The organism is Clostridium sp. MCC353 (assembly GCF_018785315.1).
GTDB lineage: Bacteria > Bacillota > Clostridia > Lachnospirales > Lachnospiraceae > CHH4-2.
On sequence record NZ_WQPN01000163.1, the window covers coordinates 36,861 to 48,717 of the forward strand.

Here is an 11,857-nt window from a genome sequence, read left to right on the forward strand (position 1 = left end):
CATTCTGCTGTCGGTGCAGCGTTAGATATCCTGCATTGTTTCCTAAGACAGCTTTTGTTTGATATTATTGTAAAGCGTTTGGATGTCTACGTCCAATACTTACATTAAATCACTTTCTATGCTTTAAAAGCATGATTTAAAAATTTAACCATAGACACTAAAACCACAAAAAAAGAAACCATGAATCCGCAGGAAGGATCTCATGATTTCTTCTGTTTATCCCAAAACTTCTTACAATCCCTGCTTAATCATCTGAATAAACAGGGAAGCGGCCGGACTGAACATCCGGTTCTTCTTCCACAAGAACACGCTCCTGGTGGTGCGCTCCGGCATGAGCGGAACAAAGGTGACCTCCGGACGGCTTCCGATGGCAAGGGCTCCATCCAGACAGATGGCGCACCCCACCCCTTCCTGCACAAGCAGGACTATATTGGACAGAAGGGTATAGTTTGCCATCACGCGCAGGTGTGATTCCTCTTTCCCAATCCAGTTTAAGATCTCATTCCGTACATTCTCCCTTTTAGGCAGAATTAGTGGATACTCAGACGCTTCCTGGACCGATACGTTTTTTTTGCCTGCCAGCGGATGATTTGAAGGCACCAGGATTCCCCAAGTCTCTTTCTGTGATATCCTCATAAAATCATACTTTGTCGTATCCACCGGCTCCAGTACGAATCCAATATCCACAAGTCCCCGGTCAATCCGGTCCTTCACATTATCCGCCATTTCGTTATATAAGTCAAAACAGACCTCCGGATAAAGATCCGAAAACCGTTTAATGAGCTTCGCCAACGTCCGGCTTCCAACTGACTCCGTTGCCCCAAGGGCAATGACCCCGGAAATGGATTCTCGATCCAGAAACTCTCTGGAAGCACGCTCTGTCAGTTCCACGATTTCCTCTGCCCGCTGTTTGAACAGCAGCCCGTCATCCGTCAGGACCAGGGAACGCTTCCCGCGGATAAACAGAGTAGTCCCCAGTTCTTCCTCCAGATCCATCAGCTGGCGGCTGAGGGTGGGCTGTGTAATATGCAGGACCTCCGCCGCGCGGGTAATATTATTCTCATTTATTGTAGTCAAAAAATATTTCAGTACCCTGAATTCCATCGTTACATCACCTCGGCTTTTTTTCATCATATCATGACGATTCAAGGAATTCAAGCAATCGCATCTGTCAAATCACTTTTTTCATTTTCCACTTTCCACTATGATAACGGATGCAGAAGATTACCGCCCGAAGCCCCCAGTCCAGCATCGCCATCGCCATCCAGACTCCCACTGCCCCAAATCCTAAAACCTCTGCAAACAGATAAGCTCCTCCCAGACGAAACACCCACATAGACACAATGGAGGTTACCATGGCAAATCTCACATCACCCGCTGCACGCATGGATGCCGGCAAGTCAAAAGTCAGGGGCCAGACCGTGACAGCGCCCAGAGTATGCCAAAAAACCATCTCTGTTGTAAGCCTTGCTGTATCCGGAGACAAATGGTAAAACCTCAAAATCCATGGGAGACCTAAGAATATAGGGATATCTAACATCACAAGGGCTATGTAGGTAAACTTTAAAAGCTTCCGGTTATAATAAGCCGCCTGCTCATAATCACCGGCTCCAATACACCGTGAAACAACAGTGACAATCCCCAACTGGATGGCAGAACCTGGTATTACCTGAATGGATGCAATGGTTTGGGTGACGGCATTGGCCGCTATAGCCGCCGTTCCAAACAGCGATACAAAACTTAGCAGGACCACCTTTCCTAACTGGAATATCCCATTCTCAATGCCTCCCGGCACGCCGACTTTCAAAATCCGTTTTACCATATCCCACTGAACACGATGCCTCCATGTTTTTTCCACATGAAGCTCCCATTTGGAATTGAGTAGGAGGATTGCCATGCACATGGCTGCCACCAGCCTGGAAATCAGGGTTCCAAGAGCCGCTCCCCTGCTTCCCATGGAAAATCCATAAATAAACAGAGCATTTCCTGTTATATTGATCAGATTCATTAGGGCAGAAACCTTCATGGTAATTTTGGCATTTCCCATGGTCCGAAATATTGCCGCGCCGGCTTCATAGATGCCAATCCCTGGGATGGAAAAGGCTGTGATCAACAGATAGGCTTTGGCATTTTCATATACATCTTCTGTAATGCTGCCAAACAGAGCAGACAGCATCCACTCTGACAGAAGCAGAACCGCCGCCGTGATTAAGACGGATAACCCCCCGTTAATCCAAACCAGTTCCGTTGCTGCCTTTCTGGCTTCCCCATTCTTTTTGCTTCCCAGATACTGCCCCGCCACCACGGCTCCTCCGGTAGCCATGGCCGCAAAAATATAGATGAGCAGCTGCATGACTGTGTCCACCAAAGACACACCCGATACTGCCGCCTCTCCTGCGCTGGAAACCATAATGGAGTCTGTCAGGCCCACCACCAATGTCAGGGCCAGCTCCATCATCAGCGGTATCATAAGCTGTAATAGCGCCCTGTCGCTGAATATTTTTTCCCTGTCCTTCATTTATCCGTTCCATACCTTTCCTTTATACTTTTTACCATTTCTATCTTATTCTTTTCCACACTGCTTGTAAAATGCCTGCTGCTTATCTTATATCATGCCTGCAAAGCATGATCGCGTCCAAACCCAAAACCATATAAGCCTGCAAGCTCAAGAAACCATCTGAAAAACGTGCGGCCACCATCAGAATGGAACAGCCGCACGCTTTGTATAAAAAATATTCCCCTCACTTTATATCATTCAAGCTCCCCGCCGTTTGACCGGATCACCTGCTGATACCAATAAAAACTATCTTTTTTGATTCTGGACATATCCTTTAGATCCGCCTCATCCCGGTTCACATAGACAAACCCATATCGCTTGCCATATCCCTGGTGGGTGCTGACCAGATCCATGAGCGACCATGGGCAGTATCCGATCAGATCCACGCCATCCGTGATCGCCAGCTGTGCCTGTTTGAAATGACGTTTTAAATAATCAATCCGGTACTGGTCGTGAACCTTCCCGTCCTCTGTCAGCACATCCTTAGCGCCTAACCCGTTCTCCGTAATGAGGAGCGGCAGATGGTACCGGTCATAGATTCGTCTGAGGGTAACCCGCAGCCCAATGGAGTCCACGATCCAGCCATACTCCGTCTTTTCCAAAAAGTGGTTCTCGCCTGCCCGGTATACGCCCTCCTCGCCGATCATGACCTGCTGGTCCCCATTTCTCGGCTGGCAGTCCGTTCCGTCATTTCTGCTGGCGCTTACCGTGGCGGTGGCATAATAGTTGACCCCCAGGAAATCCGGCTTCGCCTTTGCAAGAAGCTCCATGTCCCCAGCCTCTATCGCCGGAGCGTACCCTTTTTCCTCCAGATAGGCCCAGACCAGGGAATTGTACCTTCCGTACACAGCCATATCCAGATACAGCCAGCAGCGGATACTCTCCCAGTCATCCGCCGCGATCACATCGGCAGGATTGCATTTCTCCGGATAGATTGCTGTAATATTAGGGGCCGGGCCGATCTTCCCGCCTTCACACAGCTCATGGCAGAGCAAGGTTGCTTTTGCCCCCGCTAAGAACATATGGTGGCAATGCTGGTACAGTTCTTTTTTGGACGGAACCTTTCCGGGATTCATGGCGTTTGGATGATTGATCATCACATTCTGCTCATTGATGGTCAGCCAGTATTTGACCCGGTCACCAAAGTTCTCAAACAATACCTTTGCATACCGCTCAAACGCGTCCACAATCTCCCTTCTGCCCCAGCCGCCTTTTTTGTGAAGCGCAAGGGGCAGGTCAAAGTGGTACATGGTCACAACCGGGACGATGCCGTAAGAAATCAATTCATTAATCAGGTCATTGTAGAACCGGATTCCCGCCTCATTCACCTCGCCGTCCCCGTCCGGTATGATCCTGGTCCAGGCAATGGAAAACCGGTATGCTTTCATCCCCATTTCCGCCATCAGCCTCACATCTTCCTTCATGTGATGATAATGGTCGCTTGCCACTTTAAAGTCTGTGATTCCCTCCGGTGTCTCATAGATATCCTGGACCGACAGCCCCTTACCGTCTTCGTTATATGCACCCTCGGTCTGATAAGCGGATGTGGACGCTCCCCACAAAAAATTCTCAGGAAAATTTTTAAGTATTTTATAAAACATGGCTGCTCCCTCTCCTTATTTGGTCAATGTGATAATGTTTCTGTTATCCTCCGCGTCTTCAAAGGTCTCCGTTTCAATCTTGGAATAATCAAAGCTGTTGGTCACCACTACCATGGTCTGGGTCTGGTATCCTGCCGCTTTGATGGCCTCCATATCGAATTTGATTAAAATATCCCCGGCCTTTACCCGGCTTTCCTGCTCTGTAAATGCCTCAAAATACTTCCCATCCAACTGGACGGTATCAATGCCCACATGGATCATGATCTCCGCCCCGCTGTCGGATACCAGGCCGATTGCATGGTTCGTGGGGAACAATGCCGCAACTTTGGCATCGAAAGGCGCTCTCACCACGCCCTCCTCCGGCTCGATCATGACACCCTGTCCTAAAGCTCCGGAAGCAAATGCCTCATCGGCGGCCTCCGCAAGAGGTCTTACCCTGCCTTTTACCGGGGATGCAAATCCAAATACCGCCGTCTGCACCGTATCTCCCAGTGCTGTTCCTTCTGCTGTTTTTTCTGATGCTGTTTCTGCTATTGTCTCTGTCATTTTGCCAGCTTCGTATATCCCTTTTTTTGTTTCATCCGCCTCTTCCTTCTCATATTTGAAGCTTAACAGAAGGGTGATCACCGCAGTGCTCACAATGGAAATCAGAATTGCAATAATGATATTGACAAAATATTTCGTTGTGTCATCGCCCAGGTACAAAAAGACTGCCGGGAGTCCGGAAGAGCCTGTTGCAAACCGGTGGGTATGGGTCAGTCCTGCATAAAGGCCGCCCAGGCCGCCTCCGATCATAGCCGACACCAGCGGATATTTTTTCGGAAGTGTTATGCCATACAGCGCCGGTTCCGTGATTCCCATGTATGCGGTGATCGCACCGGAAGCCGCAATCTGCTTTGTCTTCTTATTCTTTGTCCGAAGCGCTACCACGGTGGTTGCCGTTGCCTGCGCCATGTTGGAGCACACACAGCCAGGCCCAAAGATACTGTCATATCCAAGATCCGCCATCTGCATGACGCCCAAGGGCGCTACCCCGTTATGCAGGCCGAACATTACCATGACCGGGAGGGTGGAGCCAACCAAGACTGCCGGTGCCCATGCTGCCGATTCGCTTAAGAAGGTGAAAAATGTTCCCAGATAATTGCCAACCACCGCGCCAATGGGTCCTAACACGGAGAACGCCAGCGTTCCCATGATCAGGAAGGTCAGCATTGGCACAAATACCAGCTCCACGGCCTTGGGAATCCATTTCTTTAACTTCTTTTCCACAAACGACTGTACAAAAATGATCAGGATAATCGGAATGACAGACGATCCGTAACTGGTCAGGGTAAAGGGTATGATGTCAAAAAAATGCACTGCTTCCTTCGCCGCAACCAGAGCCGTCCAGTTGGGGTGAAGCATCATAGCCGCAACCCCTGCCGCCAGGATCGGATTGCATTTCAGCTTCTGGGCACAGGTGAATGCCAGTATCATGGGCAGGAAGTAAAATACGCCGTCTGCAAACAGATTCAGAAGGTAATAGGTCTGGGACTGGTTTGATATGACGTTGGCCACTACCAGCAGAGCCAGCAGGGCTTTTACCATACCTGCGCCGGACAGAGCCGGAATCACCGGCTGGAACACACCGGCTACAAAGTCTATCACTTTCTCCACCACGTTCTGTTTCTCTTCTGCCGCTTCCGTATTTCCCTTGCCCTTGCCGGTATCCACCAGCTTCTCAATCTCTTCAAACACATCGGCCACATGGGTTCCGATGACCACCTGATAGACACCCGCGTTGCGGATTACCTTCGCCACTCCGTCCATGGCCTCCAGCGCCTTGTCATCCGCCTTCTCCTCAGCCGCCAGTTTAAAACGCAGACGCGTCTGGCAGTGGTACACATCATTTACATTTCCTTTTCCGCCAACCCCTTTTATGATATCCCCGGCCAGCTTTTCGTATTTCCTGCTCATATGAAATACTCCCCTCTCATTGTGATAATGTTGCCTGTTAACTGATTCTGCAAGCACGTTTCCGTTGCTTCTTAAGCACAGTTAACCACATCAAAATCCGGTTTTCAAGCAAATCGCCGATTCCAAAACTTAGTTTTATATTTTTTATTTTTCATAAGATGGACGTGAAACAAGCTGAAACAAACTATGATTTCTTGCAAGAATATAAAAGGACCGCACAGAGCATAAACAGGTTCAAATGCTCTGTACGGTCCCGTCAGTCAGAATCATTCATCTCTTTCATTACATTCATCATGGTAATTCTCTCCTGCTCCAGCAGCCTTGAATTTTTAATCTTGAAGTCAAGGTTCTGCCTGTATTGTCTGGCAAAACAGCAGGAAAAAAGGACATTTAAAATATAATTCAAGGATTCCTCTGTGGAGTAATTGGCTATCTTTGTATACAGCCGTTCCCTGGTAGTCATAGTGAGGATACAGTCCAGATGCTTCCGCATGTAATTATCCCCGCCGCTGGTAATCCCAATAATGGGTACATGGTTTTTCTTCAGGATTCCAATGCGGTTAACCGGATTCTGGGACACGCTGTTTCCGGAATAGGAAATAATCAGCGCGCAGTCCTGCGAACCAAGGGAAGCCGCTACAATTCCTGATTCCCCACTGCTAGGGACACTGGCGTTTTTTCCTATGGTCATTAGTTTCCGCTTAAACAATTCTCCCAGGTATGTATTAGGACTGCTGCAAAAAACTACAATCCGATTGGCTTTCACCAGATAATCAGCCGCCTTCTGCAACGTCTCTTTTTTTAACAGATCAGCCGTTTCACGGATTGTCTCCAGCTGAAGCTCTTTTATATTTTCAATAATAGTCTCCACGTTGTCATCCTGGTTGAACGGCATGTTAAAATCTACGGTATTTGGATGGGCCTTCTGATAGTTTACCTCGGCAATATAGTCCTTCATAAATTCTTTCCAGCCATCATACCCCATAGCCTTTGCAAAACGCACCACGGTAGCTTTTGAGGTAAATGTCCTGGCCGCGATTTCAGAGACTGTGTATTGGTACAATGTCTCCGGCTCCTTTAAAATGAACTCTCCTACCGAATGACGGGCATCCGTGTACTTCATCATGGTTTCTTCTATTTTTTGAAATAAGAACATCGTTCCATCCTTTTTTATACGCTTTCCGCTAATTTCCCATATGCTTCATCCGAAACCGGTTCACACCACTCATTCCTGGTGTTTTCTCCCGGAACCTCTACAGCAATGTGTGAAAACCAGCTGTCAGACTTTGCCCCATGCCAGTGCTTTACTTCTGCCGGAATCGTAATTACCATACCGGCAGTAAGACTGACTGCCTCTTTTCCCTCTTCTTGATACCACCCCTCGCCAGCCGTACAAATTAAAAGCTGCCCGCCGCCCTTGTCAGCATGGTGGATGTGCCAGTTATTCCGACACCCCGGCTCAAAGGATACATTTGCCAAAAACACGGTTGTTGCTCCTGGCTCCGTCAGCGGTTTCAGATAAGAATTCCCAATAAAAAACTGCGCATATTGCTCGTTGAATGCCCCAATGCCAAAGGAATCTTGTTTTTCAAATGCTTCCCTGTCAGTAATCTTCATGATAATCTCTCCCCTTCTCTTTAATTTTCACTTACTTTATTGATACAGGATATGGCATTTAGACTTCTGGGATATCCGATATAAGGCAGGCATTGGGAGACTACCCTGATCAAAAAGTCCTTATCATTACCCAAATTCATATTTCCTTCGGCGTGAGCGATAAGCTGCGGTTCACAGCCTCCCTGCGCCGCCAAAAAACAGAAGGTAATCATCTCCCGCTGCGCCAGGTTAAGGCCGGTCCGGGTATAGTAATCACCAAAACAGTTGGCCGCCAGCCAACGGTTGATATGCCCCTTTTTCCAGGCTTCCCGCATTCCGTCCCCAAATATATCTACCTGGGCCTGTATCCCCATCTCCAGACGGTTCTCCATGGTAGTCGTTGCCTGCCCATCAAGCGGCAGCCCAATCCCCATTTCCTCCATGATCGTATTTGCTTCCACGAGAAAAGGGCGCATCCTTCCGATTCCCAGATAGTCCACTGACTGGTAGATAATTTCCTTTACCTCCACCGGTGTCAACGCACCTTTCAGCGCCTCTCTGCAGATTTCACGGAATTCATCAATACCCTGGCAGCCAATCAGTGTACTAAGGAGCGCCATGTACCTAGTTTTTTCATCCAGCTGCTGTCCTTCTTCATTAACCACCTCATCCAGGGCGAAGTGCTCAAAGCGCTCCATAAACTCAGGATCTGTTTGATGCAAATCTCTCATTCTTTTCTCCTCCTAGTTCTATCTACACAACTTCCTTATAAGAATTTCCTCATCAGTCACCTTTTTCTTTTTCAGTTCTTCCTGCGCGAGCAGTAATGTTATGGATTGCGAAGTGTCTTCAACATTGGACAAGATATATCATCTGTACGGGGAGGATATGTACATGGTATAAAGGTTTGTAATTATCCCGCACAATGCTGAACAGATTTTGTAATCCTTGGCACTCTGTTGCAGAATTCTAATACACAATATTAAATGATTTAAAACAGGACATAACATTTCTCATATTTTATGCTCTATAAAATTTATCATGTATTGCCCCCTTAGTAAGGATGGTTTCTGGCGGGATCTGTTCCATGTGTGCATCCCATCTTTCTAACGGAATCTCTTCAATAGAAACACTAACAACAGATTTTTCCAAATTCAATTCCTCACAAATAAAATTCTGGACTCTTATTGCCAAATCCCTTTTTTCATTCTGATCTCGACCTGGAATCATTGATATCGCTACATGTGGCATAATGTTTTATTCCTTTCCTATGTTATAATATCATTATAAAATGGAAAGGCATTTATATCAAATGCTTTATATGAATGTAAAGTAATGCTTTAAAAGCATTATTTTGATGTTAAAACCAAAACCAAACCAAAACCAAAACAACACGGTTAACATTCTCCCGCAACTTACTCATTAAATATTTATCGCCCCTATGATTGTAGGAGCGACAAATTTCCTCGACATTGATGAAGTAAAAGAACTCCACTGCTAATATAAACTTTCCATTAACCATTTTGTCAGTCTTAATTCTTTTATCTGCATTTATATTTATTTCGTACTGAGTTGTTCTTACATATGCCACCATGTCATATACCATAAGACACCATTTGCACAGACTTTTCTCTAGGTGTCAACCCTTCATTTTAAAACAGTATACAACAAACTACTTCTGCCACCCTTTGGTCTCCAACGCTGTTCTGTCTTTATATATCCCGCATTTGTCAAATCTGCCACAGCTCTTTGGACTGTTCTCTTTGACAGATTTAACTCCCCCGCTATCGTACTCATCGCCGGAAAACACTGATTATGTTTATCTGCACGTTCCTTCAGATACATATAAACCGTAATTGCCCGGTGCGGCAGTTCCTCCCCATAAATCGAATCATAGTATCCCATAAACCACCTCTAATCTGTCCGGAGCGGCAGCTTCTGTTCCTCTGGTTCTGCCTGGCGTTTAAACATGGGTTTGTGTCCCAGTCCCCCGCCAGCCGCCGGTGGGACTTCCTCTGCTTCATCAAATTCCTCCATATCCCCCTCAAACTGCCTCCGAAGGATTTCCTGTTCCAGCTCAAGCCGATCTGCATAGTAAACCGGACGCGCAACATGCTGCTCCATCTCATATTCATTTTCAAACACAATCCCCCATTTAAAAAACAGACGCAGCTCTGTCCTCATAGGATGACACCCTGTTTTTGCCAGGATAAAGTGCCCTTTAGGGAGCGCCTTGAGTTCGTCCGGCGTCATGAGTGGGCGTCCAATCATCTGGAGACTCTGGCTGGGATCGTTCTTTCCCCGGCTGATGGATCCGGATAATACCGTTTTGTTTCCCAGCGCCTTGGACAAAATCTCCGCACTTTCCGAGTTAGGCGCAAATCCACCAAACAAAATCCCCTGGCAATTGTCAATGATGATTTCGCTGCCTTCTTTTCCGTAGTTTTTCTGCAACTGGGCAAAGCTCTGGATAATCGGCACCATGCTGATCCGTCTGGAACGGCCGGCAGAAAACAGCATCTCCAGTGATTCAATCTTCGGAATCGTTCCAATCTCATCTCCAAATATCACAACACGGTTCGGAAGTTTTCCTCCATGCTCATCTGCGATAGACAGCATTTCCCTATAGATCTGCTGCAAAAACAGGCTGACCATAAAGTATTTCGTAGTATCCTCTTCCGGAAGCACAATAAAGATGGCAGACTTGGAATTACAAAAGGTCTCCGTATCCATCTCACTGTCAAAACACAGGATCTGCTCCATCTCCGAATCCAGAAATGCGTTTAGTCTGGACATGGCCGTCGAAAGAACAGAGGACATGGCCTGGTCCGCTGAGTTGAGCGCAGCGCCTGCAAACCACTTTGCTTTATGAGTTGGCGGCAGCTTTTGCATGAGAAGCTGAAACTGATTTTTCCCCTTTACCGGAGATGGAGCCAGCAAGTCCTGAATCAGTTTGAACACGCTTACAATATGTCGCTGCTCTTTGGGGCAGTATTCAGCAATCAACAGGATTACACTGGTGAGCAATCCCTCCGCCGCATCATAGAAAAACGCATTCTGACCATAGGAGGAAGAGTCTCCACCACCTGAACTGATGATAGTCTTAGCCGTTATCTTCGCATACTTTTCTGCCTTTGCCTTGTTTGCCAGGTTTTCCGGATTCTCCAGGTATAAGTCCATGTATTTATTTACCATCCCGAGAATGTTATCTCCATCCGATCTGGTTGGATTTCGCAGATCTAGAATAGAAATGTTGTACCCATAGTATTTCCTTGCGATATCTGCATAGTTCCGGTACAAGTCTCCCTTTGTGTCGGTGCATATGAAGCTCATTCCGCTGGCGCAGGCATACTCGATACATGGATATAAAAAGTTAGCAGTTTTACCTACGCCTGCCGCTCCAATCATTAGCAGGTGGATATCCCCGGAATCAATCAGCGCTGTCACTCCCTTCTGCGTAAATTTGGCGCCCACCACAAGTCCCTGTGTCTCCGGCAGGTTTTTCCCCTGCCTCCACAGCTTCGGTTCATAGGGCACATATGCAAATGTCTTTCGGATCTCCGCCTCGCTGGCGAACCGGGCTGTACCGTATTGTCCATCTCCCACGGTTTTGGATTTAATCCCATTGAGTGAATAATGGTTTGCCACAAGCGGTATGATTCCAAACAGGATGAGCATACCAATGCCGAGACACACAAGCGGCACAAGTTGATTTTCTAACAAGCTACTCCCCCTTTCCTAAGAACAAGTACGCAACGCCCTAGATGCAGGCCAGGTTTAATTCTCTTTTTATTGTGGGCTGTACCAGAAACTCCTCAGCCGCTTGCGCCGGCTGTCCATGAGCGGCCTTACAGTCCTCATTCCAGTCTTTATAAATGGAGCGTTCCTCCTTCGTATCCTGATATCCCAGCTCCAGCAATTCATCTGTAATGCGCCTCATCGCCTTTATCCCCGGAGTATCGTGATCCAGACACAGACGGATTATTTTCAGGTTCGGCTTTTCTTTCAGCATCTGATACATAGACTGACGCCCAACACCGCACAGCGCCACATAACTATGATTTTCCCAGCCCACCTTATGAAGTGAGATATAGGAAATCAAATCAATAGGCGCTTCAAATACATACAGGGTATTGCTGATTCCCTT

11 protein-coding genes are annotated in these 11,857 nt (G+C 47.2%); all 11 read right to left on the reverse strand.

Annotated features, from left to right (window positions below; genetic code table 11):
• Positions 1-231 precede the first annotated feature (231 nt).
• Entirely contained in the window at positions 232-1,104 is an 873-nt protein-coding gene (locus tag GPL15_RS24670) for a LysR family transcriptional regulator (RefSeq protein WP_215701331.1), read from the reverse strand.
• A gap of 67 nt (positions 1,105-1,171) precedes the next feature.
• Entirely contained in the window at positions 1,172-2,518 is a 1,347-nt protein-coding gene (locus tag GPL15_RS24675; RefSeq protein WP_215701332.1) for an MATE family efflux transporter, read from the reverse strand.
• A 233-nt stretch (positions 2,519-2,751) separates the two neighbouring features.
• Positions 2,752-4,158, reverse strand: coding sequence for a glycoside hydrolase family 1 protein (locus GPL15_RS24680; protein ID WP_215701333.1), 1,407 nt, complete (start codon positions 4,156-4,158; stop codon positions 2,752-2,754).
• 15 nt (positions 4,159-4,173) lie between these two features.
• Positions 4,174-6,114, reverse strand: coding sequence for a beta-glucoside-specific PTS transporter subunit IIABC (locus GPL15_RS24685; protein WP_215701334.1), 1,941 nt, complete (start codon positions 6,112-6,114; stop codon positions 4,174-4,176).
• A 256-nt stretch (positions 6,115-6,370) separates the two neighbouring features.
• Positions 6,371-7,270: a MurR/RpiR family transcriptional regulator gene (locus tag GPL15_RS24690; RefSeq protein ID WP_215701335.1), complete on the reverse strand. Its 900-nt coding sequence runs from the start codon at positions 7,268-7,270 to the stop codon at positions 6,371-6,373.
• A gap of 14 nt (positions 7,271-7,284) precedes the next feature.
• Positions 7,285-7,731: a cupin domain-containing protein gene (locus tag GPL15_RS24695; protein WP_215701336.1), complete on the reverse strand. Its 447-nt coding sequence runs from the start codon at positions 7,729-7,731 to the stop codon at positions 7,285-7,287.
• 20 nt (positions 7,732-7,751) lie between these two features.
• Positions 7,752-8,441 carry a carboxymuconolactone decarboxylase family protein gene (locus GPL15_RS24700; protein ID WP_215701337.1) on the reverse strand — a complete coding sequence of 230 codons (690 nt, stop codon included), beginning with the start codon at positions 8,439-8,441 and terminating at the stop codon, positions 7,752-7,754.
• Between the two features lie 289 nt (positions 8,442-8,730).
• Positions 8,731-8,961: a tautomerase family protein gene (locus GPL15_RS24705; protein WP_215701338.1), complete on the reverse strand. Its 231-nt coding sequence runs from the start codon at positions 8,959-8,961 to the stop codon at positions 8,731-8,733.
• Between the two features lie 396 nt (positions 8,962-9,357).
• The gene (locus tag GPL15_RS24710) at positions 9,358-9,615 is read right to left on the reverse strand and encodes a helix-turn-helix domain-containing protein (RefSeq protein ID WP_215701339.1); all 258 of its coding nucleotides are present in this window, start codon (positions 9,613-9,615) and stop codon (positions 9,358-9,360) included.
• Between the two features lie 9 nt (positions 9,616-9,624).
• A complete protein-coding gene (locus tag GPL15_RS24715; RefSeq protein WP_215701344.1) occupies positions 9,625-11,388 on the reverse strand; it encodes a type IV secretory system conjugative DNA transfer family protein in 1,764 nt (587 codons plus the stop codon).
• Between the two features lie 82 nt (positions 11,389-11,470).
• A partial coding sequence (locus GPL15_RS24720; protein ID WP_215701340.1) for a toprim domain-containing protein occupies positions 11,471-11,857 on the reverse strand: 387 nt, incomplete at its 5' end.